General features: G+C 60.1%; 24 protein-coding genes and 1 tRNA gene. 14 read left to right on the top strand and 11 right to left on the bottom strand.

Annotated elements, in window-relative coordinates:
* Window positions 1-135: 135 nt before the first annotated feature.
* The 4 genes from htpX to def form a co-directional block, all read right to left on the bottom strand.
* Complete coding sequence (gene htpX, locus OKW39_RS11595) at window positions 136-993, bottom strand: zinc metalloprotease HtpX (RefSeq protein ID WP_018418965.1); 858 nt, start codon at window positions 991-993, stop codon at window positions 136-138.
* Between the two features lie 105 nt (window positions 994-1,098).
* Window positions 1,099-1,740: a LysE family translocator gene (locus OKW39_RS11600; RefSeq protein WP_429562713.1), complete on the bottom strand. Its 642-nt coding sequence runs from the start codon at window positions 1,738-1,740 to the stop codon at window positions 1,099-1,101.
* Between the two features lie 116 nt (window positions 1,741-1,856).
* Window positions 1,857-2,852 (bottom strand): methionyl-tRNA formyltransferase, encoded by a 996-nt coding sequence (fmt, locus tag OKW39_RS11605; RefSeq protein ID WP_429562714.1) that lies wholly within the window; start codon window positions 2,850-2,852, stop codon window positions 1,857-1,859.
* 30 nt (window positions 2,853-2,882) lie between these two features.
* The gene (gene def / locus OKW39_RS11610; protein WP_090805503.1) at window positions 2,883-3,386 is read right to left on the bottom strand and encodes a peptide deformylase; all 504 of its coding nucleotides are present in this window, start codon (window positions 3,384-3,386) and stop codon (window positions 2,883-2,885) included.
* A gap of 277 nt (window positions 3,387-3,663) precedes the next feature.
* Here def and dprA point away from each other — a divergent pair, with 277 nt between their 5' ends.
* The 3 genes from dprA to OKW39_RS11625 all read left to right on the top strand — a co-directional run bounded on the left by dprA (window position 3,664) and on the right by OKW39_RS11625 (window position 8,347).
* Window positions 3,664-4,893, top strand: coding sequence for a DNA-processing protein DprA (gene dprA / locus OKW39_RS11615; protein ID WP_429362604.1), 1,230 nt, complete (start codon window positions 3,664-3,666; stop codon window positions 4,891-4,893).
* A 101-nt stretch (window positions 4,894-4,994) separates the two neighbouring features.
* The gene (locus tag OKW39_RS11620; protein ID WP_018418960.1) at window positions 4,995-5,372 is read left to right on the top strand and encodes a thioredoxin family protein; all 378 of its coding nucleotides are present in this window, start codon (window positions 4,995-4,997) and stop codon (window positions 5,370-5,372) included.
* A 308-nt stretch (window positions 5,373-5,680) separates the two neighbouring features.
* Window positions 5,681-8,347, top strand: coding sequence for a DNA topoisomerase III (locus OKW39_RS11625; RefSeq protein ID WP_187612110.1), 2,667 nt, complete (start codon window positions 5,681-5,683; stop codon window positions 8,345-8,347).
* Window positions 8,348-8,541: 194 nt separating this feature from the next.
* On the opposite strand, the gene OKW39_RS11630 is transcribed toward OKW39_RS11625, so the two are convergent.
* Window positions 8,542-9,648, bottom strand: a complete 1,107-nt coding sequence (locus tag OKW39_RS11630) for a LysR family transcriptional regulator (protein WP_429562715.1) — start codon at window positions 9,646-9,648, stop codon at window positions 8,542-8,544.
* A 39-nt stretch (window positions 9,649-9,687) separates the two neighbouring features.
* Between OKW39_RS11630 and OKW39_RS11635 the strand changes: the two genes are divergently transcribed.
* Window positions 9,688-9,978: a hypothetical protein gene (locus tag OKW39_RS11635; protein ID WP_429562716.1), complete on the top strand. Its 291-nt coding sequence runs from the start codon at window positions 9,688-9,690 to the stop codon at window positions 9,976-9,978.
* 12 nt (window positions 9,979-9,990) lie between these two features.
* Here OKW39_RS11635 and OKW39_RS11640 read toward each other — a convergent pair whose 3' ends face one another.
* On the bottom strand, window positions 9,991-11,847 hold the full coding sequence (locus tag OKW39_RS11640; RefSeq protein WP_429562717.1) for a phosphoenolpyruvate carboxykinase (GTP): 1,857 nt from the start codon (window positions 11,845-11,847) through the stop codon (window positions 9,991-9,993).
* Between the two features lie 387 nt (window positions 11,848-12,234).
* Between OKW39_RS11640 and OKW39_RS11645 the strand changes: the two genes are divergently transcribed.
* Window positions 12,235-13,248 (top strand): D-2-hydroxyacid dehydrogenase family protein, encoded by a 1,014-nt coding sequence (locus OKW39_RS11645; protein ID WP_187612112.1) that lies wholly within the window; start codon window positions 12,235-12,237, stop codon window positions 13,246-13,248.
* 54 nt (window positions 13,249-13,302) lie between these two features.
* On the opposite strand, the gene OKW39_RS11650 is transcribed toward OKW39_RS11645, so the two are convergent.
* Both OKW39_RS11650 and OKW39_RS11655 read right to left on the bottom strand, forming a co-directional pair.
* Complete coding sequence (locus OKW39_RS11650) at window positions 13,303-14,181, bottom strand: patatin-like phospholipase family protein (RefSeq protein ID WP_429562718.1); 879 nt, start codon at window positions 14,179-14,181, stop codon at window positions 13,303-13,305.
* A gap of 75 nt (window positions 14,182-14,256) precedes the next feature.
* Window positions 14,257-14,661, bottom strand: coding sequence for a PaaI family thioesterase (locus OKW39_RS11655; RefSeq protein WP_187612114.1), 405 nt, complete (start codon window positions 14,659-14,661; stop codon window positions 14,257-14,259).
* A 201-nt stretch (window positions 14,662-14,862) separates the two neighbouring features.
* On the opposite strand from OKW39_RS11655, the gene OKW39_RS11660 reads away from it, so the two are divergent.
* Together OKW39_RS11660 and OKW39_RS11665 are read left to right on the top strand one after the other, a co-directional pair.
* Window positions 14,863-14,938, top strand: a tRNA-Lys gene (locus OKW39_RS11660).
* A gap of 107 nt (window positions 14,939-15,045) precedes the next feature.
* Window positions 15,046-16,182 carry a transcriptional regulator domain-containing protein gene (locus OKW39_RS11665; protein ID WP_429562719.1) on the top strand — a complete coding sequence of 379 codons (1,137 nt, stop codon included), beginning with the start codon at window positions 15,046-15,048 and terminating at the stop codon, window positions 16,180-16,182.
* 130 nt (window positions 16,183-16,312) lie between these two features.
* On the opposite strand, the gene OKW39_RS11670 is transcribed toward OKW39_RS11665, so the two are convergent.
* Window positions 16,313-16,603, bottom strand: coding sequence for a hypothetical protein (locus tag OKW39_RS11670; RefSeq protein WP_429562720.1), 291 nt, complete (start codon window positions 16,601-16,603; stop codon window positions 16,313-16,315).
* Between the two features lie 196 nt (window positions 16,604-16,799).
* Here OKW39_RS11670 and OKW39_RS11675 point away from each other — a divergent pair, with 196 nt between their 5' ends.
* The 7 genes from OKW39_RS11675 (at window position 16,800) to OKW39_RS11705 (ending at window position 23,758) form a co-directional block, all read left to right on the top strand.
* Window positions 16,800-18,200, top strand: a complete 1,401-nt coding sequence (locus OKW39_RS11675; RefSeq protein WP_429562721.1) for a transposase — start codon at window positions 16,800-16,802, stop codon at window positions 18,198-18,200.
* Window positions 18,201-18,272: 72 nt separating this feature from the next.
* Window positions 18,273-18,506, top strand: coding sequence for a helix-turn-helix domain-containing protein (locus tag OKW39_RS11680; RefSeq protein WP_429562722.1), 234 nt, complete (start codon window positions 18,273-18,275; stop codon window positions 18,504-18,506).
* Complete coding sequence (locus tag OKW39_RS11685) at window positions 18,506-20,347, top strand: DUF927 domain-containing protein (protein WP_429562723.1); 1,842 nt, start codon at window positions 18,506-18,508, stop codon at window positions 20,345-20,347. The genes OKW39_RS11680 and OKW39_RS11685 overlap by 1 nt, the downstream gene beginning before the upstream one ends.
* A gap of 359 nt (window positions 20,348-20,706) precedes the next feature.
* The gene (locus tag OKW39_RS11690) at window positions 20,707-21,573 is read left to right on the top strand and encodes a phage/plasmid replication protein, II/X family (RefSeq protein WP_429562724.1); all 867 of its coding nucleotides are present in this window, start codon (window positions 20,707-20,709) and stop codon (window positions 21,571-21,573) included.
* 425 nt (window positions 21,574-21,998) lie between these two features.
* Window positions 21,999-22,562, top strand: coding sequence for a PH domain-containing protein (locus OKW39_RS11695; RefSeq protein WP_429562725.1), 564 nt, complete (start codon window positions 21,999-22,001; stop codon window positions 22,560-22,562).
* A gap of 138 nt (window positions 22,563-22,700) precedes the next feature.
* Window positions 22,701-23,111: a lysozyme inhibitor LprI family protein gene (locus OKW39_RS11700; protein WP_429562726.1), complete on the top strand. Its 411-nt coding sequence runs from the start codon at window positions 22,701-22,703 to the stop codon at window positions 23,109-23,111.
* A gap of 134 nt (window positions 23,112-23,245) precedes the next feature.
* Window positions 23,246-23,758 carry a hypothetical protein gene (locus OKW39_RS11705; RefSeq protein WP_429562727.1) on the top strand — a complete coding sequence of 171 codons (513 nt, stop codon included), beginning with the start codon at window positions 23,246-23,248 and terminating at the stop codon, window positions 23,756-23,758.
* 746 nt (window positions 23,759-24,504) lie between these two features.
* On the opposite strand, the gene OKW39_RS11710 is transcribed toward OKW39_RS11705, so the two are convergent.
* Window positions 24,505-25,302, bottom strand: coding sequence for a hypothetical protein (locus tag OKW39_RS11710; RefSeq protein WP_429562728.1), 798 nt, complete (start codon window positions 25,300-25,302; stop codon window positions 24,505-24,507).
* A gap of 477 nt (window positions 25,303-25,779) precedes the next feature.
* Window positions 25,780-26,358 carry a recombinase family protein gene (locus OKW39_RS11715; RefSeq protein ID WP_429562729.1) on the bottom strand — a complete coding sequence of 193 codons (579 nt, stop codon included), beginning with the start codon at window positions 26,356-26,358 and terminating at the stop codon, window positions 25,780-25,782.
* Window positions 26,359-26,693 lie beyond the last annotated feature (335 nt).

A 26,693-nucleotide genomic window follows, 5' to 3' on the forward strand; every position in this document is an offset into this window, starting at 1 on the left:
CGGTGGGGCGCCGCCATGCGTGGGTGGTGGCCGCAGACGCTGTCGTGCAGTGGCGACGAACAGTGTGAAAAAAAGCGGGCCTCGCGGGCCCGCTCTTCAGTACTTCAGGCTCGACGCGCCGAGCGACGCGGCGCCTCAGTCGAAGCGCCCGGTGCGCGCCATTTCCATCAAACGCGCGATGCGTTCCTCGGTCGCCGGGTGCGTCGAGAACAGACTCGCGATACCGCCGCCCGACAGCGGATTCATGATCATCATCTGCGCGGTGGCCGGATGCGCCTCGGCCGTCGGGAACGGAATGCCGCTCGCATAGCGATGGATCTTGTCGAGCGCCGACGCCAGTGCCTGCGGGTCGCCCGAAATCTGCGCGCCGCCCCGGTCGGCTTCGAATTCGCGCGCACGCGAAATCGCCATCTGGATCAACGCACCGGCAATCGGCGCGAGCAGCGCAACCGCGATGCTCGCGATCGGGTTCGCGGGACGGCCGTTTTCGTCGCGGCCGCCGAAGAACATCGCGAAGTTCGCCAACGCGGAAATCGCGCCGGCCATGGTCGCCGAAATCGTCGAGATCAGAATGTCGCGATGCTTCACGTGCGCGAGTTCGTGCGCCATTACGCCGCGCATTTCGCGCTCGGACAGTACGCGCAGAATGCCGGTGGTCGCCGCGACTGCCGCGTGCTCCGGGTTGCGGCCGGTGGCGAACGCGTTCGGCGCGTCTTCGTTGATCAGGTAGACGCGCGGCATCGGCAGGTTCGCGCGCGTGGCGAGATCGCGCACCATCCGATAGAACTGCGGCGCGCTGTTTTCGTCGACTTCCTGCGCGTTGTACATGCGCAGGACCATCTTGTCGGAGAACCAGTACGAGAAGAAATTCATCCCAAGGGCGATCACGAGCGCGACCATCATGCCGCGCGACCCGCCGATCATCCCGCCGATCACGATGAAAAGGGCCGTAATCGCGGCCATCAACATCGCGGTTTTCACCCAGTTAAACATGTCTGCAACTCCTTGCCCCGAGCGTGGCCTTCATCTCCGTGCCGCGCGATTGCGGCGCCAGATTGTAAGCGAAATGTTAGATATGGGCGATGCGGGAAAATTCAATCATCGCGAGGCGCTCGCGAGTTTGATGCCCAGGCCGACGAACGCGCTGCCGACGCCGCGATCGAGCCAGCGCTTGACCGCCGGTTTGCCCGAGAAACGCTGCGTGACGCTTCCCGCGATCCACGCGACGAAGCTGTTCCAGACCATGCTCATCAGCACGAAGACCGCGCCGAGCGTGAGAAACGCGAAGGTCTTGTGTTCGCTGCCCGTCGTGACGAATTGCGGGAAGAACGACACGAAGAACAGCACGACTTTCGGGTTCAGAACGTTGGTCCAGAAGCCCTGCAGGAACAACTGCCGCAGCGACTTGGGCGTGGACGACGCGCGCGCATCGCCGACCGGCGCATCAGCGGCCGGCTTCGCGAAGATCAGGCGCACCCCCAGATAGATCAGATAAATCGCGCCGACGAATTTGACGATGGTGAACGCCGTGGCCGACGCGGCCAGCAGCGCGGTCAGCCCAAACGCGCAGGCAAGCGAGTGAATGCAGCAGCCCGCCGAAATGCCGAGCGCCGACATCAGCCCAGCGCCGCGGCCCTCGGCGACGCTGCGCCCGACGATATAAGCGGTATCCGGCCCCGGCGTGATGTTCAGGAGAAAAACCGCGACGATGAAAAACTCGAAATGGACGATGCCGAACATGTGATGCACCCTCGAAAACCCGGTCTGCTGCATGGAGGATTCTAACGCGCGTCGCGCTCGCGGCGGGCGCGGAGAACACCGGCCGAATGGACGATGCTCCGGCGTGCGACACGCGCTTATTGCGCCTTGGGAAGCTGGAAGCGCTGGCCTGCGGCGAGCGGCGAGCCAGCAAGGAATTCGCGCACCGGCAGGCGCTTGCCGCCGGGCTTCTGCAATTGCGTCAGACGCAGTGCACCTTCGCCGCAAGCGACCAGCACGCCGGCGGGCGCAACCTCGACGATGGTGCCTGGCGCCTTGTTGCTGCCCGACGCCGGCGAGGCCACGGCGGTGGCGGCCCAGATCTTGACGGTGCTGCCGTCGTCGAGCGTGCCGGCGCCGCCGGGGAACGGGTCGAACGCGCGCACCTGACGCGCAAGCGCCTCGGCCGGCCGGCGCCAGTCGAGCGCCGCTTCGTGCCTGGCGATTTTCTCGGCGTAGGTCACGCCGTCGGCCGGTTGCGGGATCGACGTCAGCTTGCCGCTGCGCTCGAGCTCGATCAGTGCGTCGACGATCAGTTGCGCGCCGTCCGCGGCGAGGCGGTCGTGCAGCGTGGCGGTGGTGTCGTCGGCGGAGATGGGGGTGCGTACTTCCGAAATCATCGCGCCGGTGTCGAGTCCAGCGTCCATCTGCATCAGCGTGATGCCGGTTTGCGCGTCGCCCGCCTCGATCGCGCGATGAATCGGCGCTGCGCCGCGCCAGCGTGGCAGCAGCGACGCGTGGATGTTGATGCAGCCGAAGCGCGGAATGTCGAGCACTTCCTGCGGCAGGATCAGTCCGTAGGCGGCGACAACCATCACGTCGTGCGGCGTCGCGCGCAGTTGCTCGATGCCGGCGGCGGCTTCCTGTGGATATTTGCCAGCGCGGCGCAGCGACGTGGGCTGCGCAACCGCGAGGCCGTGCTCCTGCGCGTAGCGCTTGACCGGACTCGCCTGCAGCTTCATGCCGCGACCCGCCGGCCGGTCCGGCTGCGTCAAGACGAGCGGCACGGCAAACCCGGCGCCATGAATCGCGGCCAGCGCTGCCGCGGCGAATTCCGGTGTGCCGGCAAAGATGACGCGCAACGAATGACTCATGAATGGGGCGGTAGGCAAGTTGAAAGCGCGTTACATCGCGTGGGCGAGCTTCTTCATCTTGCTCTTGATGCGCGTTTGCTTCAGCGGCGACAGATACTCGACGAACACGTGGCCCATCAGGTGATCCATTTCGTGCTGAATGCACACGGCGAGCAGCCCCTCGCAATCGAGCTCGAACGTTTCGCCCTTCTCGTTGAGCGCACGCACGCGCACTTTCTCGGCACGCTCGACGTTGTCGTAGATCCCGGGCACCGACAGGCAGCCCTCTTCCGACAACTTCCTCTCATCGCTCGACCAGACGATTTCCGGATTGATGAACGCGAGCAGTTCGTCGTGCGTTTCCGACACGTCGATCACGATCACGCGTTCGTGCACGTCCACCTGGGTGGCGGCGAGGCCGACGCCGGGCGCCGCGTACATCGTTTCGGCCATGTCCGCGACGAGACGGCGGATACGGTCGTTGACCTCCGGGACCGGCTTCGCCACCTTGTGCAGCCGTTTGTCCGGGTAATTGAGGATGCTCAGTAAAGCCATGATTTCGAGTGTGATTTGAGACGCCGCCAACCGTTGGAGGCTCGCGTTGGCCATTTGGCCAGGTTGTGAGCCCGTCGTAATACGCAGAGGATAGATGATGTCGAACCGGTTCGATTCAACGCGCCTCGTGCGCCCGACGACGAACCCGCGCCGGTAAGCGCGGCGCCGCGATTATTCGCGGCTCATTGCCGTTTTATTTCCGCGTTTTTATTTCGGATGATGAAAATTTTAGCATGGCGCCCGCCTGCCCGCAGGCCCCGCCAGAGGAGCGACCCGCATGCAGACCTTGCCCGCGACCCGTATCGAACTTGCCGCCTGGCTGCGGTTGTCACTTGCGCCGGGCCTAAAACCCGCGGCGTTGCGCCTGTTGCTGGGCGCATTCGGGCTGCCGCAGGCGCTGTTCGCGCAGTCGCCGGAGACGCTCGCGGAGGTCGCCGGTGACGCCGCGGCGCGCGCGGTGCTGGCGCCGCCCGGTCCAGCGTTCGACGGCCAGCTCGATGCGGTGCTCGCATGGCGCGAGCAGCCGGGCAACCAGATCGTCACGCTCGACGATCCCGCCTATCCGCCCGCGCTGCTGACGTTGCCCGATCCGCCACCGCTCCTATATATAAAGGGCCGGCTTGATCTGCTGCATACGCGCGCGGTCGCGCTGGTAGGCAGCCGCAGCGCGACGCCGCAGGGCATCGAGGATGCGCGGCGGTTCGCGCGAGAGCTGTCGGCGGCGGGCGTGACGGTCGTATCGGGGCTCGCACTCGGCATCGACGGCGCCGCGCATCGGGGCGGGTTGGAAGGTGTCGGCGGAACGGTCGCGGTGGTCGGCACCGGCGCGGACCTCGTCTATCCCGCCGCGCATCAAGCGCTCGCGCGGCAGATCGCGGCGCAGGGTGCGATTCTCTCGGAGTGGCCGCTCGGCACGCCGGCACGCGCCGCCAACTTCCCACAGCGCAACCGGCTGATCGCTGGGTTGGTCAGCGGAGTCGTGATCGTCGAGGCGGCTATGCGTTCCGGTTCGCTCATTACCGCGCGGCTTGCCAATGAGATGGGGCGCGACGTGTTCGCGTTGCCCGGATCGATTTACGCGCCGTTGTCGCGCGGCTGTCATCGGATGATCAAGCAGGGAGCGCGGCTCGTGGAAACGCCTGACGAGGTGCTGGAGGAGCTCGGTTTTGCCCGGCGGCCGGCGGGCGATGCGAGACGCTCGGCGAAGCGGGCCGTGCCGCTGGAGCATGCGGGTTTGCACGTTTCGTCGGGTGGGACCGCTTTGCCCGCTACGACCGCAGCCTTCGCCGACTCACCGGCGTCCGGGCCGGCCCCGCAGCCGGCGCTCGCCCCTGACGCACAGCGTCTGCTCGCCGCGCTCGGCCATTCGCCGACCACGCTTGAAATTCTCGCCGCCCGTACCGAGATGGAGAATGCCGCCCTGCACGCCGCCTTGCTCCGGCTCGAACTCGCCGGCGAGGTCACGCTGCTGCCCGGCGGCCGCTTCATGCGAGCCCATCATGACTGAGCCGAGACTGACCGGCGTCAATGCAGATTGGCAACTTTTCGCGACCGGCCATGCTACATTCGCGCCAAAGCACCCGACAAAACGCACAAGGAAATCACTTCATGCCCGCGCTGAACCTCGACACCGACCAGGACCGGATCGCCGAGCGCGTCAACGAACCCGACACGCTGTTCGTTGCATGCCTGTGCGCGGAGTGGTGCGGAACGTGTCGCGAGTACCGAGACTCCTTCAACCAACTGGCCGAGCGGCACCCGGAAGTCTGTTTCGCATGGATCGACATCGAAACTCATGCGGATCGGTTCGACGATCTGGACGTCGAGAATTTCCCGACCGTCCTGATCGAAGACTCGGTGACGACACGGTTTTTCGGTACGGTTTTGCCACAGGTGTCGATCGTCGAGCGGATGCTGTCGGATCTGACCGCGCTGCCCGGCGTAACCGGTGCGCCGAAGCTGCGACCGGCGCTGGCGGTCGCCTGAAGGCGGCCTCGCGCGCCGCCCGGTCAAACGGAAAGTCTCGCGACGCGCGGCTTGCGGCACAGGCCCCCGCCGATCATTTGGGACAGCATCGCGGCTGGCATCGCTGTCCGCACGCGGCGTTTGCCGCAGTTGATCAACCGCCGGACGCGCAATTATGATGACGCGCTTTTATGGCACTTGACCCGTTGGGTTCGCACCTTGTGCTATAAAGCGGTCGTTATTGGGTCGAAAGAGGTCTCAAGCGAGCGTCGCGCGCCATGTTGGCCCTCAAGGCCACCAACCCGGATCTACCAACCTCACATCGAGTCATGTCCAAAGCACTGATCATCGCCGAAAAGCCTTCTGTCGCGAACGACATCGCGCGCGCTTTGGGCGGCTTTACCAAGCATGACGAGTACTACGAAAGCGACGACTACGTCCTTTCGTCGGCAGTGGGCCACCTGCTGGAAATCGCCGCGCCCGACGACTACGAAGTCAAGCGCGGCAAGTGGAGCTTTGCCAATCTGCCCGTCATTCCTCCGCATTTCGATCTGAATCCGATCGCGAAGAGCGAGTCGCGCCTGAAGGTGCTGACCAGGCTGATGAAGCGTAAGGACATCGACCGTCTGATCAACGCATGCGACGCGGGGCGCGAGGGCGAACTGATTTTCCGCCTGATCGCGCAGCACGCGAAAGCCAAACAGCCGGTGCAACGGCTGTGGCTGCAGTCGATGACGGCCGGCTCGATCCGCGACGGTTTCGCGCGTCTGCGCAGCGACGAAGAGATGCAGCCGCTCGCCGACGCGGCGCGCTGCCGCTCGGAGGCGGACTGGCTCGTCGGCATCAACGGCACGCGCGCGATGACCGCGTTCAACAGCAAGGGCGGCGGCTTTTTCCTGACCACGGTCGGGCGCGTGCAGACGCCGACGCTTTCGATCGTCGTCGAGCGCGAAGAGAAGATTCGACGCTTCGTGCCGCGCGACTACTGGGAAGTGAAGGCGGAGTTCGTCTGCGCGGGCGGCTTCTACGAAGGCCGCTGGTTCGATCCGAAATTCAAGCGCGACGAGTTCGATCCGGAGAAGCGCGATTCGCGCCTCTGGGCGTTGCCAGCGGCAGAGACGATCGTCGCGGCTTGCCGCGGACAGCTCGGCACGGTGACCGAGGAGTCGAAACCGTCGACACAGCTGTCGCCCGCGCTCTTCGACCTGACCAGTCTGCAGCGAGAAGCCAACGGCCGCTTCGGCTTTTCGGCGAAGAACACGCTGGGTCTCGCTCAGGCGCTGTACGAAAAGCACAAGGTTCTGACCTATCCGCGTACCGACGCGCGCGCGCTGCCGGAAGACTATCTGGACACGGTCAAGCAGACGCTCGGCATGCTCAAGGAGAGCAACAACTACCTGCCGTTCGCGAAGCAGGTGCTCGACAAGGGCTGGGTGAAGCCGAACAAGCGCATCTTCGACAACTCGAAGATCAGCGACCACTTCGCAATCATCCCAACGCTGCAGGCGCCGAAGAATCTGTCCGAGCCGGAGCAGAAGCTCTACGACCTCGTCGTGAAGCGCTTCCTCGCCGTGTTCTTCCCTGCCGCCGAATCCCGAGTGACGACGCGTATCACCGAGGTGGTCGGCCATCACTTCAAGACCGAAGGCAAGGTGCTCGTCGAGCCGGGTTGGCTGCAGATCTACGGCCGTGAAACCAGCGGCGATGACGCGAACCTCGTGCCGGTGCAGAAGGACGAAAAGGTCAAGACCGACAAGATCGCCGCGCAGCAACTGATCACGAAGCCGCCCGCACGCTACAACGAAGCGACGCTGCTGTCGGCGATGGAAGGTGCGGGAAAACTGGTCGAAGACGACGAATTGCGCGAAGCGATGGCGGCCAAGGGGCTCGGCACGCCGGCAACGCGCGCGGCGATCATCGAAGGTCTGCTCACCGAAAAGTACCTGATCCGCGAAGGCCGTGATCTGATTCCGACCGCCAAGGCCTTCCAGCTGATGACGCTGCTGCGCGGCCTCGGCGTGAAGGAGCTGACTGCGCCGGAGCTAACCGGCGAATGGGAATACAAGCTGTCGCAGATGGAGCGCGGCAACCTGCCACGCGACGCATTCATGCAGGAAATCGCGCGCATGACGCAGACTATCGTCAAGCGCGCGAAGGAATACGATTCCGACACGATCCCGGGCGATTACGCGACATTGCAGACACCTTGCCCGAATTGCGGTGGCCAGGTGAAGGAAAACTACCGGCGTTTCGCGTGCTCGAAGTGCGAGTTCTCGATCTCGAAGATTCCGGGCGGCCGTCAGTTCGAGATCGCCGAAGTCGAAGAACTGCTGCAGAACAAGACGATCGGGCCGCTGTCGGGCTTCCGCAGCAAGATGGGGCGGCCGTTCTCGGCGATCCTGAAACTGTCGCTCGACGACGAGATCAAGAATTACAAGCTCGAGTTCGACTTCGGCCAGGACGCGGCCGGCGAAGACGGCGAGCCGCCCGACTTCTCCGATCAGCAGCCGGTCGGCGCGTGTCCGAAGTGCCAAGGCCGCGTTTTCGAGCATGGCATGAGCTACGTCTGCGAAAACTCGGTGGCGAATCCGAAGTCGTGCGACTTCCGTTCCGGCAAGGTGATCCTGCAGCAGGAAATCGCCCGCGAGCAGATGGCCAAACTGCTCGAGGAGGGTCGCACCGATCTGCTGACGAACTTCAAGTCGTCGCGTACCGGCCGTAACTTCAAAGCTTTCCTCGTCAAGCAGAACGACGGCAAGATCGGCTTCGAATTCGAGAAGAAGGAGCCGGCGGCGGCGAAGACCGCAGCGGCGAAGACTTCGGGTGCTCGTTCCGCGGCCAAGGCGATGCCGGAAGCGGACGAAGGTGATACCGCGGTCGCCGTGAAGGCCGAGCCGGCGGAAAAGAAGGTGGCGGCGAAGAAGGCGCCCGCCGCCAAGACCGCGGCGGCCAAGAAGGCACCGGCGAAAAAGACCGCGGCGCGAAAAACCGGCTAGTAGGGCGAGATTCGGATCGGCGGCTCGGGTGGTAGCAGGAATAGCTACATTAGCCACCGCAGTCGGCGATCCGTGCACAGCCCGCGGTGTAGTCCGCATCTGTCCATGAAAAAAGAAAAAAGGCGCAGTCACTTGAGGTGACTGCGCCTTTTTAATGCCGGCCCGCATCGCTGCGGGCTTCGACATTCAGCGATTTACAGCGGCGATAACGCCGTCGGGCGTGGACTGCGATTGGCCGACTTCGTCATCGGCTTCGGCACGGCCGGCGACAGCTCGCTATCGAGAAGCCGCGACAGCGGCTCGGCGCCATCGAACGCTTCCGGTGCGCGCGACTCGGCAGTCTCGAACGCGGCCGACGTCGCCGGACGCTCCAGACCGTCCTTGATCCACTGCTCGCCGAGCACGCTGTTCGGCGTCTGGTTGAAGTGCTCGACCAGATGGTCGATGAACGTGCGCACCTTGGCCGGCAGGTGACGGCGGCTTGGGTACGCAATATTGATCTCGACCTGCGGCAAACGGTAATCGCCGAGCAAACGCACGAGCCGGCCGCGCGTCATGTCGCGACCGATCAGATAGCTCGGCAGAATCGCGGTGCCCATGCCGAGCAGCGCAAACTGTCTCAGCATCTCCGTGTTGTTCGCGACGATCACGTTCGACGGCCGCACGCGCACTTCGCCTTCCGGCCCCGTAAACACGCGTTCATCGCCCCAGTATTCGGATGGCAGGCTCAGGCACGGGTGCTCGAGCAGATGTTCGGGACGCGTCGGCATGCCATGCTTTTCCAGATAAGCCGGCGTCGCGCAGACGGTCATGCAGCCCGTGGTCAGACGCCGCGTAACGATACTCGCGCTGCGCATTTGCCGCGCGATCACGACGCCGACGTCGAAGCCCTCCTCGACGAGGTCCACCTGACGATCGACCAGCGTGACGTCGGGAATGACTTTCGGATAGCGCTCCGCGTACGTTTGCAGCACGGGCGCGAGGTTATGCAGCCCGAACACGACGGGCGCGACGATGCGTAGCGTGCCGACGGGTTCGTGATTGCGAGCGACCACCATCTGTTCGACGTCTTCCAGTTCGTCGAGAATCTGACGGGCGCGCTCGAGGTAGACCTGACCGGATTCGGTCAGCGACAAGCTGCGGGTCGTGCGATTGAGCAGCCGCGTACCAAGACGGCCCTCGAGGTCGGCAACGTGACGGGTGGCGACCGCGTTGGAAATATCCATGGCGCTCGCGGCGCGGGCAAAACTGCCGAGATCCGCCACCTTGACGAAAACTCGCATCGACTGCAAATGATCCATAGGACAACTCCCTGCCTTGTTACTGCTTCCTGACAATTGGTGAAAACCAGTGAAGCGAACTTGGAATTCTCCTACGACTCGCAAAATCGTGCAGAAGTTGCCCGCAAAATAGGAAATATTGTCAATTTTGGTATGACTGTGTCGATAAAACCGGGGTCCGACCAGCGATTATTCCCAAATCAAAAACAATCTGCTGCGCTGCATCTTGCTCCGTCTTTTTTGTTCGAACAGACGCAACGGTCGTTCGGCCGTTGCGGAACTCGAAAAAACGGAAATAAACCGGGCGCCCAAACGAAAAAACCGCCCGAGGGCGGCTTTTATGCTGAGTGAGCACTCACATAATCAAGCTGTGAGTTTTTCCTCGAGCGCGCGCTTCGCCTCAGTCAGTGCCGGCGGCAGACCGTGTTGCAGCGTGTCAAACAGCTTCGTGTGCAACACGAGCTCGTCGCGCCATGCAGCGTCATCGACGGAAATCACCTGCTCGAACTGCTCGCGGCTGAAGTTCAGCCCGCTCCAGTCGATGTCCTCATAGTGCGGCGAAATGCCGAACGCATGCTCTTCGCCCTGCGCGGTGCCTTCGATGCGGCCGACCATCCAGCTCAGCACGCGCATGTTCTCGCCGAAGCCAGGCCACACGAACTTGCCGTCCGCGCCCTTGCGGAACCAGTTCACGCAGAAGATTTTCGGCAGCTTCGCGCTCAACTGCTGCAGACGCTCGCCGGTCTTCAGCCAATGAGTGAAATAGTCGCTCATGTTGTAGCCGCAGAACGGCAGCATCGCGAACGGATCGCGGCGCACCACGCCCTGCTGTCCAGCCGCCGCGGCGGTGGTTTCAGAGCCCATCGTCGCCGCCATGTAGACGCCCTCGACCCAGTTGCGCGCTTCGGTGACGAGCGGCACGGTGGTCGAGCGGCGGCCACCAAAGATGAATGCGTCGATTGCGACGCCGGCCGGGTTTTCCCAGTCCGCGTCGATCGACGGGCACTGCGAAGCCGGCGCCGTGAAGCGCGCGTTCGGATGCGCCGCCTTGCGGCCGGTTTCCTTTGCCTCGGCCGGCGTCCAGTCCTTGCCCTGCCAGTCGATCAGATGCGCCGGCGGGTCGTCGGTCATGCCTTCCCACCAGACGTCGCCGTCGTCGGTCAACGCGACGTTCGTGAAGATCACGTTTTCCTTCAACGTGGCGAGCGCGTTGTAGTTGGTCTTTTCGCTCGTGCCCGGCGCGACGCCGAAGTAGCCGGCTTCCGGATTGATCGCGTACAGGCGGCCGTCCTTGCCCGGTTTGATCCACGCGATGTCGTCGCCGATCGTCGAGATTTTCCAGCCGTTCAGGCCCGCCGGCGGGATCAGCATCGCAAAGTTGGTCTTGCCGCACGCCGACGGGAACGCCGCCGCCACGTGATGCTTGTGCCCTTCCGGCGAGGTGACGCCGAGAATCAGCATGTGTTCGGCGAGCCAGCCCTTGTCGCGACCCATCGTCGATGCGATGCGCAGCGCGAAGCACTTCTTGCCGAGCAGCGCATTGCCGCCATAGCCCGAGCCAAAGCTCCAGATTTCGCGCGATTCGGGGAAATGCACGATGTACTTGGTCTTGTTGCAAGGCCACGACACGTCCTGCTCGCCCGCCGCGAGCGGCGCGCCGACCGAATGCACGCATGGCACGAACTCGCCGTCCTCGCCGAGCACGTCATACACCTTGCGGCCCATGCGCGTCATGATGCGCATATTGGTCGCGACGTACGGGCTGTCGCTCAACTCGACGCCGATATGCGCGATCGGCGAGCCGAGCGGGCCCATCGAGAACGGCACCACGTACATCGTGCGGCCGCGCATCGCGCCATCGAACAGGCCGTCGAGCGTCGAGCGCATTTCGGCCGGGGCGATCCAGTTGTTGGTGGGGCCGGCGTCCTCGGCGCGCTGCGAGCAGATGAAGGTGCGATCCTCGACGCGCGCGACGTCGGACGGATCGGACCAGGCGAGATAGGAATTGGGACGCTTGGCGGGGTTGAGTTTCTTCAGCGTTCCGGCTTCGACCATCTGCGCGCACAGGCGGTCATATTCTTCCTGCGAGCCGTCGCACCAGACCACTTTTTCAGGCTTGGTCAGCGCGGCGATGCGCTGGACCCAGTCGATCAGCTTGCGGTGTTTGATCCATGTGGGCGCCTCGATAGTGGGCTGGCCTTCGAACGAGGGATGATTCATCGACTTGTCTCCGTTTGAAGCAATAGAAAAACGGTACAAGCCCGCGGGACGCTGCATGCGAGTGGCATTGAATTCATCGCGCCGACGTGTCAATTTTCCACTGGCGGCGCATGATTGCGCAGATCGTCCTGGGCCACACAGCTTGCCAGGCGGAGGCGCGCTTCCTACAAGGCTTCTGCAACCTTGTGTAAAGCGGCTTGCCTCAACACGCAACAAACTGCTAAAAACGTTCTCAATTCGCCCTCACGTAGCGTTGCCGTTCTTTTGTGTGCGACAGCTTCTACGGTAGGGCATCTAGCCAGACTAACGTGTGACCTAAGTCACATGGTGGGACAGTCAGCATAACATTCGGTTCGCACCAATGAGGTGCGTCGCAAATTACATACCATGAAGATTGCCATCCTCGACGATTACCAGGACGCCGTTCGCAAGCTCGACTGCTTTCAATTGCTGGCCGACCAGGAAGTCAAAGTATTCAACAATACCGTGCGCGGTCTCGGACAACTTGCGAGCCGTCTTGCGGAAGTCGACGCCCTCGTCCTGATTCGCGAACGTACCCGCGTCACGTCGCAACTACTCGACAAGCTGCCGCGTTTGCGCATGATCAGTCAGACTGGCAAAGTGTCGAGCCACATCGATCTAGCGGCCTGTACCGAGCGCGGCATTGCCGTGCTCGAGGGCAGCGGTTCGCCGGTCGCGCCGGCCGAACTGACGTGGGCACTCATCATGGCCGCCCAACGGCGTATTCCGCAATACGTGGCAAACCTTAAACAGGGCGCCTGGCAGCAGTCGGGGCTGAAGACGTCGGCGCTGCCGCCGAACTTCGGTTTGGGGCAAGTGCTGCGCGGACAGACGCTAGGGATCTGGGGCTACGGCAAGATCGGCCGACTCCTCGCCGGCTACGGCAAGGCGTTCGGCATGAACGTGCTGATCTGGGGCCGCGAGCACTCGCGCGAAGCCGCTCGCGCCGACGGCTACAGCGTCGCGGCGAGTCGTGAGGAACTGTTCGAGACCAGCGATGTGCTGTCCCTGCATCTGCGTCTGCACGACGACACGCGTGGCATCGTCAAGCAGGACGATTTGATGCGCATGAAACCGACCGCGCTGCTCGTGAACACGAGCCGCGCCGAGCTGCTCGAAGAGAGTGCGCTGGTGAACGCGCTGTCGCACAACCGTCCGGGGATGGTCGCGATCGACGTCTACGAAAGCGAGCCGATCCTGCAAGGCTACAGCCTGCTGCGCATGGAGAACGTGATCTGCACGCCGCACATCGGCTACGTGGAGCGCGAGAGCTACGAGCTGTATTTTTCGGCGGCGTTCAACAACATCCTCGCGTTCGATGCCGGCGATACCGCCAGTGTCGCGAATCCGGAGGCGTTGCAGGGCGGGCGCCGGCGGTGATTGGTGGGCGTGGCCGGCCGGCGGATCAGCTGTGTGCCCGCCCCGCCGCGTCGCTCATCGCGCTTCGTGCGCTCCCGCCGCCATCAATGCAGGGATGCGTTCAAGGAAGACCTCACCGTCGGCACGGCCAAGGTTATAGGCGTGCACCATCTGCGACGGACTCGTGTAATCCCAACTCGAAATCGGCACCTTGCGCGACGGTTGCACGTAAAGCCGCTGCTGCACGCCGTGTGGCACGACGAACATCTGCGGCCGCGGATAAAGACGCGTGACCATCACGAGCACGTTGCCCGGCGCGTCGGCATCTAGCGCGCCGACCGGCACGTTGTCGACCATGCCGCCGTCCAGCACCGGCCGGCCGTTGCGCCGCAGAACCGGCGTGAACGGCGGTGTACTCGACGATTGCAGGATCAGGTCGGCCAACTCGTCGACGCTCGCGCAATCCTGCGCGCGCACGAATTCCGGATGAAAGCCAAGCGTCCGACCGAGCGTCGGATGCAGCGTCTTGCGCACGTATTTTTCGATGTTGTACGCGACCAGCCCTGCCGCGACCGCACTTCTCGCGCCGAGCCAGCGCGGCAGATGCGACACGCCGATGCGGATTTCCGGCGCCTGCGCGAGCCTGGAAAACTTGTCGCCATAGATATCGAGCAGCGCCTGACGGTAGATCCGGTAATGCGGGAACACCGACTCGCCGCGCAGCAGATTGCCCCAGTATGCGTTGCGCGTGTTGTGGCGCAGCGCGTCGTCGTAATAGCGCATAACCCAGTCGGCGTCGCCGCGCGTGTAAATCATGCACGCGGTTGCGGCGCCGGCCGAAATGCCGGTGATCACGCGCGGACGGATGTCGAGCTGCGGCTGCACGACGTCCCAGAAACCCGCCTGCCACCAGCAGCGGTTGCCGCCGCCGGCGAATACGACCTGATCGAACATGCTGCTTTTCCTTGCTTTCCTTTGCTCTTGCTGCGCGCAGATTGTGTTGGCGGCCCCCTCGGGTCCGACGCGCATTCACTCGAGCAGCGCGTAAGTCGTAGTGGCTTGAACCGCCATGTTGCCGCCTTCGTCGAACAGTTCGACTTCGCCAAACACGAGATTGCGGCCCATGCGCAGCACGCGCGCCTTGATCAGCACATCGCCCTTGCGGACCGCGCGCATGAAGTTGATGTTCAGCGACACCGTGCTCATCGGCTTGAAGCCGCCGAGCGCGGCGGTGATGGCGACGACCATCGCCGTATCCGCGGCCGCCATGAATACCTGGCCGCTGATCATGCCGCCCGAGTGTCGCCACTCGCCAGAGAACGGCAGACGCAGCGTGGCACTTTCCTCGTCGACCTTGATCGGCGTCAACGTGAGCGCCCGGACCCATGGGGCGAGAACTCGGTCGAGCAGCTCGGTAATCTCTTTGTCATTCATGGGAATCCCCGGGCGAAAGTCGCGATGCTGCGTGCGGGAGGTGTCCGCGACATGATACCGGCAGCGTTGGACGCGTCGATATTTTCGGGATGGCGGCTTTGTCGAGGGAACGCTCAAGTTCGGGCGATGCGATCTTTTTAATAACACTGCGAAAAGGGCTTGGCAATCTCAAAAAGATCCTGCATAATTTCGCTTCCGTTGGGGGCGTTAGCTCAGTTGGTAGAGCAGCGGACTCTTAATCCGTAGGTCGAGTGTTCGAGTCACTCACGCCCCACCAAAGAATTCAAGGGCTTAGCGTATGCTAAGCCCTTTTTCTTTGCTACGACAAAAACGCATTGCTACTTCTTTGCTACCTTGCAGGGCGACGCCCATCGGGGAATATCGATGAATGACCCAGGCGACCTCACTTGGGAAGACTTCGTTCCCCCGTTCCGAGAGCCCCGGCTTTTTGCGTCTCCACCCGCAACCAATAACCTGTTTGTCTCCCCTGCTTGCATCGACTGGAAAAATCCCGAGGGCTATCCAGAAATCGACAATCCCGACAGCCAACGCTGGGCATGGGAGTTTTTGCGTCGAAGCGCCGCGTACGCCGAGTTGTTCGCAGCGCTACCCGCCGAGGGAGTCATAACGAAGCTTGCCCGCCAAGAACTGGGCTACAGCGACCGCGATCTTTTCCGGTTGCGGTGGCAGGTTAAGGAGCCAGTGGCACCGTCCACCGATTGGGGAGACATTGACGTAGCAACGCGCCACAATCTCATTGGACCGTCGTCACACGTCGAAATATTTCACCCAACGCTCCCCGATGAGGTCCGTGAGCTTGATCGAGAACCTGTGCTCCGTGTCACTGTTCCAGCCACGCCGCACCAACTGGTCGTGCGCCTCTCGCTCGACGGCGATCCACACGAGCAAGGGAAAGCTGTTACGAAATTGCTCGAAGATGCTCGCAAGCCGGTAGACCTCCCAACACAAGGGATCGTGGTGCGTGGCGATGCTATGGCAAATCTAGTGCTGCGAGAGGGCACTCCGGGGCTGGCTTCTTTCTACGACCGAAGCAAGCCATTTCGCCTTCAAAGGGCGAATCCAACACTTTTCGCGCTCGAAGACGGAAGTACGCAGATTCAATTTGCGGCGGGGGTAGCGTATCCGCAGACGGTCGCGAGACGGCCCAAATACCTGCACTTCGTCCTGCGCACCCTCGACGCCGTAACACAACAGCAAAACCTGCAACGTGAGCAGCTTGAACCTGATCGCACGTTTTTCAAAAACACAAAAGATTTGCGCAAATGGCTGGTCAGATTTCCCTTCGGTGAAGCGGCTGAAGATTGGGTCGCGCCACTCTCCGAGGAAATCGCCAAAATGTTCAAAAACGAAGTCGCATCGAGCAACTATGAGGGCGACCTAAAAATCAGGTTCACGCCGGGAAACGTGCGCGAGTGGATGCGGTATGCGCGCCGCTGCACTCTGGAACAGGGATACGTCCGCCTCGCGACAAAACCAGTCACTGCACATCTCAAACGCTGATCTCGCCACGAACTGCGACGGAACGCTATTGTAGAACAAGCCGTCGCAGCTCTCTCTATCGTTATTCAGCAACTCGCACCGCGCAGAATAAGCTGCGGAAAATCGTTACCCGCATTCTGCAACGTCGGCATCACGTTCTTTTTACACTCGGTTCTCCTTTCTCGAGAGTGCCGAGTTCTTGCGCCTTTCTCACCGTCTCATCTTGGCGTTCGTGAGCGCCGATTGAGTTCTCGGTAATCCGATCCGGCTCGCTTAGTTGCCTTCGCGCGCCAGTCTCATCTTTAGGCGACTGCTCAATGCTCAAGTCGACCCATTTCTCGGTCAATGCCTTGAGGTGCTTGTAGTTGTCGATTTGGCGGCGCACGTCGCTCAGCGCGTTACGCGCAATATATCGGCTCTTTCTGTCCCGCGTATAGCTCAACTGGTATTACGCACGACCCTGGTTGGCGGGGTCCTTCTATTGACAGCTGAGTGTGCCACGGCGCATTTCATCGATCGCGGCGAGCTTCGCCTTGATCGTCTCAATGCGTGTTTCGATTTGAAGGAGGCGATTTCATATAGTTAGTATTGCGTAGTAATACTATACTTGGCTGTCGACAGCAATTCGAAGACAAACGATGGCACTTTGGATGGCTTGGTGGGACGCGATCTGGTTGCTGCGCCCAGCGTTCGCTCGCCTGCGCAGCTTTATGTGGTTCGCAACTGCCGTGGCAGGCTTGACGGTGCGCACCGAGTTGCTGGGCGTGACCAGCATCGTGCGGGCGCTCAAGCTGCGACCGGCGCTCTACAACAAGCTGTGTGACAGCTTGCACAGCGACGCCGTGCAGCTCGATCAGCTCTCGGCGCTGTGGACCCAGGCGGTGTTGCGCCTGTTCCCGGAGCCGCTACGCGTCAATGGCCGGCGCGTCCTCGTCGGCGACGGCATCAAGGTGGCCAAGTCCGGCAAGAAGATGCCTGGCGTCAAGCTGCTGCATCAACAGTCCGACTCCAACGCCAAGCCCGAGTACATCATGGGGCATTCCATGCAGGCAGTCAGCATACTCGTGCGGGCCGCCCAGAGCGTCTTCGCCGTACCGCTGGCCGTGCGCATTCACGAAGGTCTGGTGTGGTCCAACCGCGATCGGCGTACCTTGCTCGACAAGATGATCTCGTTGCTGGGGATCGTCTCGGTCAACGATCCGTTCTACTTCGTCGCCGATGCCTACTACGCTGCTGGCAAGATCGTCAAAGGCCTGCGCGATCAGGACAACCACCTGGTCACACGCGTGAAGTCCAATGCAGTCGCCTATGCCCCGTACGTGCAGCAAGGACCGCGCAAACGGGGCCGCCCCAGGCGCTACGGCGCCAAGATCAAACTCAGATCGCTGCTGGCTGATTCACAGTCCTCACAATCAGCCCCCAGTCCAGTCTATGGCGAGCACAACGTAATCATCCAGTATCGGGTCTGCGATCTACTTTGGCCGGCGTGCGGACGGCTCGTTCGCTTCGTGGCAGTGATTCACCCCTGCAGGGGTTCGTGCCTGTTGATGTGCACCGACCTCGGCCTGGATGCCATCGAGATCATCCGCTTGTATGGGTTGCGCTTCAAGATCGAACACAGCTTCAAACAGGCGGTACATCGGATCGGCACATTCGCATACCACTTCTGGATGCAAGACATGAAGCCGCTTCGCCGCAGAAACGGTAACCAATACCTTCATCGCGAGTCCCTCGAGTACCGCAACGCCGTCAAGCGCAAGATCCACGCCTATCACGTCTTCATTCAGGCCGGCATCATCTGTCAGGGACTGCTTCAGTACTTGGCAGTGGTGTTTCCTTCACTCGTCTGGAGTTCCTTTGGATCCTGGCTGCGCACCATCCGCCCCGGCATCCCTCCATCGGAGTTGGTCGTCGCCAATGCATTACGCCAATGCCTGCCCGAATTTCTCGTGAATAGCGCCAAAACCAATTTCCTCGCGAAATTCATCGCCGAAAGACAGGACCCTGACACCTTCGAGATGTTCAGACTGGCCACATAGCCCCAAGACTGTGCCGAACTCGGCACTCTTGAGCTCCTTTCAACCAACATCAATTGAACCCGGGGAGTACCGATGTCGATGTCTGCCCAATCACGATTGCCAGACGAGCTGGTGACCAACACCGAAGCCGCCAAGATACTGGGCGTTGAGCCCGAAACGCTCGCCCAATGGCGCTACCTGCGCAAGTTCGCGGAGTCGCTGCCATATTTTAAGGTGGGCCGCAAAGTCTTCTACAGTAAGCGTGATCTGTTCGCTTTCCTCGAAACGTGTCGCGTCGGCGGCGCAGCCATGGGAAGCGAACAATAATGCCGCTGCCGCTCGTTAAAAAGCACCTTTCGGTCCATGCGCGTCACGAGCGTATACACGCGACCACCCAGCAAACCCTCAACGCGGCGGCTGGGAAAACAGCGAGTGACGCATATGCCGCATCATCAATTGCGCCTGCGGAGAACGAAAATCTGCCGGAAGTAGTACCGTTCGTGTCCACTCCGGAAGGCCTCTTCGAAATGATCGGCGGCCGACGCGAACACGTCTGCTCGCCGATGCGGTGGCTCGGGCAAGTATTCGACCCAGATGGTGGCAACCCTGCGCACGCGCTCGAAATCGAAACACGCCTCTCGACGATCAAGCGCGTTGAGATTCCTGAAACGTTGCTAACACAACCAGCCGACCTCGCGCGGTTCCTGATCGCCCAAGGCGTACAGCTCGCTCCAACCGAGGATTCAACCCGCAGGATTGCGCGCTACCTGCGCAGCATCCCGCCGGGTCAACAATACGTCCGCGCGTACACGGACGGCTGGCTCACGCTTGAAAAACAAAGCGGCTATGTGTTCGGCGATGAGTGGTTCTCGCCAACCTCAGCTTCGCTGGCCGTGATGCGGTCGTCTCGCGATATACAGCAACGCTCGTCGCGTGGAAATCTGGACGATTGGCTCGAAATTACCAAGTGGTGCGCGCACAACCCACTGCTAATCGCTGGTCTCAGCTTCGCGTGCGCCTCCGCGTTGGTCGAACCGTTGCATCACGACACCTTTAGCGTCGCATTTGTTGGCAGATCGAGTTCGGGAAAAACAACGCTACTTCGCTTCTTGCAGGCGCTCTTGAGCGCGCCCAACGACGTTGCCACTTGGGAGGGGACGGCCAATGGGCTCGCCGCCCGTGCCGCCCGCTGCAAGGACCAGCCCACCATACTCGACGAGATCGGACAGGCCGACGTTAGCGTACTTGACAGCGCGACCTACGGGCTAACCAATGGCCAAGGTAAATCTCGCGCGACCCCTGAAGGCGGCCTTGCCGCCAACTCACGCATCTCCACTGTCATCGTGACGGCGGGCGAAGAAAGCACACGAGAACGCCTCGTAAGCGGAGGGCTCAAGCCCAAACTCGGCCAAATTGCGCGATTCATAACCCTGCCCGTCGATCAAGAGCACGGTGCGTTCTCCAACTTGCATGGCGCACGTGACGGCGCGGAATTTGCAGACCGAATGAAAAGCGCGTTCCATCACACGCACGGCGTAGCGTGGCGTCACTTCGTCAAATATGTGGCCGAAAATCTCGAAACGCTGAAGTCGGCCTTTAAGAGGGACGCTCCTCGAATCAGATCAGCACTTGTCACGAATTTAGAAATTGACACATCGGATGGCGTTTTCATGCGCGTCCTGGACCATTTTGTAGTCGCCACGTTTGCTGGACGAATAACGCCGACAGCGGGTATCTGCGCACTCACCGAACGAGAAATCGGTATTGAGATGCGCGAGTGCTTTGAAAAATGGTTTTCCGAATATTCCGCAACGCGAACTTCGGCGGGTTCGTTAATGATCGACCGTGTTCTCGCACTTCTTCAAAAACGACAGAAACAGATTTACCCCTTCGTAGAATACAACAAATGCGAAGCACAAGAGCCGTTCGCTTATCGGTATGCACCCGCAAATGGCAGAGAGGCCCTTCTGCTTGTTAGACCCGAAGCTTTTGACTTGCTGAAGGAAAAGTACGGCGTTCGCGAATTTCACGACACTTTGCAAGCGTCTGGATGGATTGAACCAGGTTCTGGTGGGAAGCCGACGAAACAGTTCAAGGTGCCTGGAGGTAGTGGAATGCGGTTCAGAGCCTATGCGTTTCGCGAGTCTTTTCTCAGCAACACTATGTGAACGCCTGGGGTCTACCGGTCTACGTAGACCATAGGAAACAGACGCAAAGACACAACAGCAGCGAAATTAGCCATCAGACACATACTAGCTGAACTCTACCCATTTTCGGCCACCATCTGTTTTCGCTGTGTTTTTCGTTGATTTTTTGCGTGCTCTTTAACCCGCGCGCTCTCATTTTTCAGCAATGATCGATCTTCTCGACCTTCAGGTCTACATCAAACACAGTCCGTTCGGCAATATTCAGACGAAAAAAATTCGAGAACGGCTCCGAAAACAAGGAAAACCATCTTTCTAAAACTGTTAGATTAAGTGAGGATGGAAGTCCAGTATATGCAATTTCTTTAAATTATGGACAAGAGGTGTCAATTCGCTGTTCTCCGTTGAAAGCGTTGCAAGGACACAATGTGTTTGGCTCAAACAACGTTTGCGCTATCGCTTCGGCAATTATCTGTAGGACGTTGGATTGTTTAAGCATTCCATATTCCCAAGATCAGGCGAAATCGTGGGCCTCCGGTGATTTCACCATTCGTGAAATCGACATAACGCATCGTTTTTGTTTGCCTGAAGGGCTCACTTCCTTCGATATTTGCCGCCACCTGCTGCGCACGTCGCCCGTGAGACGATGCAAACCGCAGTGGCTCGACAAAGGAATAGGTATTCGCTTGCGCAATTCGAAACCAGGCGCAGAGTGGTTGCTTTACGACAAGAATCGAGAGCTCGAAGATAAACGGACGAAGGCTTTACCGTACCTGAAGGCCGTGGTCGGCTCGGATGCGGAAAATGTTTGGCGCTTGCTCTCGGAAATTGCTGATTCAACAATCCGTTCGGAACTGAAGCTATCGGAGGCTTACCTGAAGCGACACAAGCTGACCGATGGTCACGCATGGACCGTCAAGTCCGTCTACTCACTATATTTTTCTGAATTGCAGAGCCTGCCGTTCGAGGCCCCGATCTCCCTCAATCGTGCCTTGGCGCGTGTCCGGGCCAAGTCACTTCGGATCACGCTGTTGCTGTGGTCAGACGGTCGCGACCTTCACGCGATCCTCCCGAAATCGACATTCAACTCCCATCGACAGGCTATCGTCAAGCAAGCCGGCATCGATATTGCGAAACACGTTCCGGCAGCGCGCAGTCTCAACCTGTCGAAGGTCTTCTGCCGTGAGAACGTCCACCTCTTGCCGGACAAACGAGCTTTCGGAACAGCCGCCTTCATCCCTACCGGCTAGAAAGCGATTGACGCGGCATCAAGGCGAAGTGCGAATTAGATCGATAAACTCGTGTCGCTCGAAGTCCAGAGCTCGAAGGATGTCGATCAACTCAATCAAGCTATTTACGAGGCTTTTTTCTTCCCGAGCTGCGGCTCGTCCCATACAACACCTTATGTCGAACATTACAAAAAATCAGTGTCGATACTGGCCCTGTATGGCTCATCTGGTAACACCTTAAAATGTTGCTATCAACACTCAATTTTGCCTTCCAGCTGCCGTTAAACAGGAGGAAATGTCGGGTGATTGGGATGAAGGCAGGAGCCTGATGACCTCTTTCGTCTGGATTGCCACCGCTCTCCCGCTGCCCATGTTTATTTTTCGGGCGTCATGGGAGCGTGAATGCTGGAAACAGAAACCGTCCTGCCCGAAGAACACGTGAGACCTTGACTGCTAGAACGGGCTTCCTCTCCAGCGCCTCTGTCACGGACTTGGTATTTAATTTTTATGGGTTCAACATGACTTCTGAAATTCGATCATGGGCGGGTCGCCCGTCTCAGTGGATCAACTTGTGGACCTTTGCCTTCTGGCCACCCGTCACAATCGCGGCCTTAGCATTCGCAGTTCACGGCGGGAATCTGCAAGTGGTCGCCTTCATCGTGGCTGCGGTCGCCGTCGCGCGCGTCCTATGGACGTACATCAAGACCCGCTGCCAATCCTACACGCTCACAAGCGAGCGGTTCGCCCATAAGTACGGCGTCCTGCATCGGAAGTTCCATGAAGTTGAGCTTTATCGGGTCAAGGATGTGGTACTGGATCAACCCTTCTGGCTTCGACTTGTCGGCCTGTCCAACATCACGATAGTCGGTTTCGACGAGGTGAAGCCAGTCTCGACGATAAGAGCCGTTCGTGACGGCTCGGCCCTGCGTGAAACGTTTCGAACGCTCGTCGAAACGCGTCGCGAGGCCAAGGGCGTTCGCGTATCGGAAAGCAATCTGGTCAGGACCTGACTTATGGGACTCGCTGGAAGCCGCTTGTTCGCGAGCGCTGCCGCGGACAAGTGGGCCGACACGTCGTTCACCGGATGCAAGCGCCTACGTCGACAACCGGCGTTGTCACATGGGCAGAAATCAACTCGAAACAAAGAAATGAAATTTAGAAACCTTATCCTCGTCGCAATCACCATCACGCCACTTTTCGCTCACGCCGACGACAAGCTTTTCTCAAAGCAACTCGTTGCGTGCATGAATCGCGCAAACGGCGTGACACCCGACCGACTGAACTGCATGGCGGCAGAAACGGACGCGCAGAAAAAATTGTTGACCACCAACTATGCGCGACTGATGAAACTCACTGAGCCGGAACGCAAGGCCCAACTGGAGAACGCGCAACGGGCATGGATCAAGTGGCGGGATGCCAACTGCGGATTCTATGAAGACCCTGCCAACGGTACCGGCGCAGAAATCGAAGCGTCGTCGTGCCTGCTCAACACGACAGCCGTTCGCGCAAATGAGTTGCGGGACCTAGCTGACGAGAAGGCACGCTCGGCGGCGCAATAGTGTGGGCTGCGGCGTTGGGCTGCAACGCGTTGGGAAACCGGGCACCGTCGTTAATGCTCGCATGCGTGTCAAGCGGAGTGCACAGACATTGGTGCGATGCGCAAATTTCTCGGCGAATATCTGCGTTAGGGAAAATGGAAATATCTATCGGGACTGGAAAGCGGAAGCTCTCGGACCTCAGTACCGACGAACTAACTGCGATACGCGCGCTCAATCAGCAACTGACAGACACGGAATATTGGATTCATCAGCGCGCACAACAATGTCTATCCGCCTACTACGCTGCTGGCGGAGTCAGGCGTCATCGCTTCGATAACGAGCTTCAAGAGGATGTTGAAGTCGAAGCGAAAGTCACATGCGTTCTGCGCACCGACCATCCTGACTTCAAGGCCGACAACGACAATATCGTGACGGAGCTAGATGCGTCGATCTTGCTCATCGAAGAGTGCGCCAACGACCTTCGCCTGACCAATTGGGATGAATTGCACGCTGGTGCCGAGCACCCGCTTACCGACGTCCACTTTTGCTACCTGTTCCATGACCTATTTGACCATAAAAATCGAGGTGACTGGGACAGGACGCTGATGGTCGGCGGACTGTGGATCGATGTCACACTCATCCAGCAACGACTGGTTTCGTGGTCGTGACGCGCAATCAGCGACTTACACGACCAAAACGCGTTCAGACTAAAACTCGTCGGCGGCGATCAAGTAGGTGCAGCCGTCTCGGCACTTGTTAACAATGTACCCGCGTAAGGCTGAGCAGTCGACGCCTGATTCCAACGGCCCAAACATGTCATCGAAGAACCGCATCAATTGGCGCCTCGTGACCAGAACGTGTATCTCCAGTCCGTCGTCGGTTGGGTATTTAACCGCTACGCCCTCCTTCTTTGCCCACCCCCGTACGTGATTAATCCAATAGGGACTTGGGGGCGGAGGGAGAACGCGAAAGCGCGGTGACTGCGCCAAGAAAGCGGCAAACTCCTGATCATCGACTGACTTGATCCAAGCATCGCTGAAAGTCAAGGTGATTCCCCAAATTTAGTATTGGCTTGATTTGTATCGGAGCGCACTCTGACCACGTAGACGCTCGCCTATCAGTCCTACTGCGGCTGCCCGTCGTTTGCACTTCAAGATGGATGGAAATGAACGTGACCAGCGACCGCGGCCCAAGGAGGTACTGGGTATCGCCGGACCCGGTCCGATGGGACCGGCTCAGGTCGACCCGTTGCGGCCGGGCGTCCTTAGGAAAATCGAGTGGCCTGTCAGCAAACCTCACCGGCCACTGAATCCAACTGTACCTCGATCCGCCCCTCAAGGCACGGCTCGTAGTATGGGCAACGGTGGACCGTGACCGATGCTGAAAATTTCACATCCTGTCTGTTTATGTGTGGTTACTTCTCGCACCAGTAACGGGCCTTCTCCACGCCATTGATCTCGACCGAGAGGAAGCCAGACGCGTTGGCTGGTGGGGCGCTTTCGCCGCAATGGATATCGTCGCTCACGGTGAACACGACCTTTCCGTTCTTGAACGTATAGTCCGTGTGCTGGCATTGGCCCGTGCCGGACGTCTCAGCGCTCCCGGATTGCACCTGCATGTCCGGTGTGTCGCTGGCCGGTTTGGGCTTGTTCCATGCTCGATAGCGATATTGTCCTGCCGACAGGTGATCCACGATGACTGTGTGTTTCGCGGTGTTGCACTGGAAGTCAGCGGTGCCAGGTGTCGGCGACGAAGCATTCACCGGCGTGACGGCGTTGCCTGCGGGAGCCGGGTTGACCTGCGCTGCAGCATCTTCCTTTTCGACCTTCTCAGCGAGGCTGTCAGCAGTCGCAGCAAGCGATGTCATTTGCATCGCGCACGCATCGGAAAGCTGACGCCCGCTCAAGCCCATGACCATGGCGACATTCGCGAGGTTCTTGTCGAAATCGACGAGGCCCCGTTCACACAGGGCTTCCTGCTTTTGCCCACCGTTCTTGGACAAGGCTGCATGAACCTGTTTCGAGACCGCTGATCCGCTCGGCCAGCCGCCATTTGAAGTGTCGGTGCCCATCGCCCGTATTGCCTGATTCACCTCAGCGCTACACGCAGAAAAGAAGTTGACCATGCGTTGGCAGGAGGGGGGGAGGTCCTCGGCAAATGCCGATTGCGCCGCGACCGCCACACTGAATGCGGCGATTGGGATGAGCTTCATTAAACGCCTTCGTAGTCGTTGAGATCGGAAACAGGCATGCCATCGCGCAGCTTCTGCAGATCGGCTTTTGGCATTCGTTTGGCGCGCTTCTGCGAAACGAATTTCACGCGCAGCGGCCACTACATTTTGACGGCGGCTAGGCGGGAAACTTTAACGAAGCGATGGTGTCATTTCGCCACGCATGCATGTTTAGTCAATTGCGCGGGCGTCAGGACGGCGTATCCCACGTCGCCTTCCAGAGCGGAAGATATAAGCAGGCGCTTCTTGCACATCGCTGTATTTGAACCAGTTGCGTTTGCGCCCCACACACCAAAGCCCAATCTCGGTAATAAATCAATGGATATGCCTGTTCGAGCAAAAGCCGATCCGAATGGATGAACATGACGAACCGTTGTTAGGCTATCGGGAGGTATTGGGCCTCACGCTGCATCGATCCACCGTCGCATGCATTCACGCGAGCAGCGAAAGCTCGGCCAATTACGCGATGCGGGCCGCAGCCTTCTTAATGGTCGGATGGCTCACACCATACTCTTTCGCAAGTCCGCGTGCGGACACGCCCGCTTCGAGCTTCACCTTGATTTCGGCGCGTTGCGTAGCCGTCAGCGACAATGGGCGACCGGAAATCTTGCCTTCGGCCCTGGCCCGTGCGAGACCAGCATGCGTGCGTTCGACTAGCTGATCGCGTTCGAACTGGGCGAACGCCGCAAACATGCGCATTACGAGATCGCCAGCTGCACTCGTCACCTCCATGACCGGCAGGTCTAACACAATGACTGCAACCTTCATGTCTCGCAACATCGCAACCGTCGCATCTATGTCGCGCGCGTTCCGCCCGAGTCGATCCAGCTTTGTGACCACAAGCTTGTCGCCTTCGTCGAGTTTGCCGACCAGCTTGGCAAACATTGGCCGATCCATAGCCGCGAGCGTGCCGCTGATCGTCTCGGCATACACGTGACGATCAGCGACAACGTAACCCGCCTTCGCGGCCAACAAAACCTGATTCGCAGTCGTCTGCTCGTTGGTGCTCACGCGGGCATAAAGAAAGGTCTTGGACATGGCGCGCTCAGGTGGAAAGATAACGTGGAAATAATATCATGCGGAAATAAATCTAGAAACGAGGACTTTATTTCCACATTTCTGACGTGTTCTGACCCGGCAAGAAAACGGTCGTTTTTTTACCGAAGACCGGGCTGCGCGCGGCGACCAAAGCTGGGGGCTGTTTCGACATTCCGCATAATGGGGCCGCTAGTCGGCGGACGTCGGCCAAGAAGAGACGGAGGTCCGGCGCGTCGCTCGGACGACCGGATGGCGGCTCACAGTCGGCGAACGGCCATTCGATCGCCGATCGAGTGCCGAGTCACTGCAAAGCGCTCACTTCCGGTTGGCGCTTT

Source organism: Paraburkholderia sp. MM6662-R1, assembly GCF_050436245.1.
GTDB lineage: Bacteria > Pseudomonadota > Gammaproteobacteria > Burkholderiales > Burkholderiaceae > Paraburkholderia > Paraburkholderia tuberum.

Excerpts from the sequence above, each read along its gene's own strand:
- htpX (WP_018418965.1), bottom strand. The coding sequence starts at position 993 with ATGTTTAACTGGGTGAAAACCGCGATGTTGATGGCCGCGATTACGGCC.
- OKW39_RS11600 (WP_429562713.1), bottom strand. The coding sequence starts at position 1,740 with ATGTTCGGCATCGTCCATTTCGAGTTTTTCATCGTCGCGGTTTTTCTC.
- fmt (WP_429562714.1), bottom strand. The coding sequence starts at position 2,852 with ATGAGTCATTCGTTGCGCGTCATCTTTGCCGGCACACCGGAATTCGCC.
- def (WP_090805503.1), bottom strand. The coding sequence starts at position 3,386 with ATGGCTTTACTGAGCATCCTCAATTACCCGGACAAACGGCTGCACAAG.
- dprA (WP_429362604.1), top strand. The coding sequence starts at position 3,664 with ATGCAGACCTTGCCCGCGACCCGTATCGAACTTGCCGCCTGGCTGCGG.
- OKW39_RS11620 (WP_018418960.1), top strand. The coding sequence starts at position 4,995 with ATGCCCGCGCTGAACCTCGACACCGACCAGGACCGGATCGCCGAGCGC.
- OKW39_RS11625 (WP_187612110.1), top strand. The coding sequence starts at position 5,681 with ATGTCCAAAGCACTGATCATCGCCGAAAAGCCTTCTGTCGCGAACGAC.
- OKW39_RS11630 (WP_429562715.1), bottom strand. The coding sequence starts at position 9,648 with ATGGATCATTTGCAGTCGATGCGAGTTTTCGTCAAGGTGGCGGATCTC.
- OKW39_RS11640 (WP_429562717.1), bottom strand. The coding sequence starts at position 11,847 with ATGAATCATCCCTCGTTCGAAGGCCAGCCCACTATCGAGGCGCCCACA.
- OKW39_RS11645 (WP_187612112.1), top strand. The coding sequence starts at position 12,235 with ATGAAGATTGCCATCCTCGACGATTACCAGGACGCCGTTCGCAAGCTC.
- OKW39_RS11650 (WP_429562718.1), bottom strand. The coding sequence starts at position 14,181 with ATGTTCGATCAGGTCGTATTCGCCGGCGGCGGCAACCGCTGCTGGTGG.
- OKW39_RS11655 (WP_187612114.1), bottom strand. The coding sequence starts at position 14,661 with ATGAATGACAAAGAGATTACCGAGCTGCTCGACCGAGTTCTCGCCCCA.
- OKW39_RS11665 (WP_429562719.1), top strand. The coding sequence starts at position 15,046 with ATGAATGACCCAGGCGACCTCACTTGGGAAGACTTCGTTCCCCCGTTC.
- OKW39_RS11675 (WP_429562721.1), top strand. The coding sequence starts at position 16,800 with ATGGCACTTTGGATGGCTTGGTGGGACGCGATCTGGTTGCTGCGCCCA.
- OKW39_RS11680 (WP_429562722.1), top strand. The coding sequence starts at position 18,273 with ATGTCGATGTCTGCCCAATCACGATTGCCAGACGAGCTGGTGACCAAC.
- OKW39_RS11685 (WP_429562723.1), top strand. The coding sequence starts at position 18,506 with ATGCCGCTGCCGCTCGTTAAAAAGCACCTTTCGGTCCATGCGCGTCAC.
- OKW39_RS11700 (WP_429562726.1), top strand. The coding sequence starts at position 22,701 with ATGAAATTTAGAAACCTTATCCTCGTCGCAATCACCATCACGCCACTT.
- OKW39_RS11705 (WP_429562727.1), top strand. The coding sequence starts at position 23,246 with ATGGAAATATCTATCGGGACTGGAAAGCGGAAGCTCTCGGACCTCAGT.
- OKW39_RS11710 (WP_429562728.1), bottom strand. The coding sequence starts at position 25,302 with ATGAAGCTCATCCCAATCGCCGCATTCAGTGTGGCGGTCGCGGCGCAA.
- OKW39_RS11715 (WP_429562729.1), bottom strand. The coding sequence starts at position 26,358 with ATGTCCAAGACCTTTCTTTATGCCCGCGTGAGCACCAACGAGCAGACG.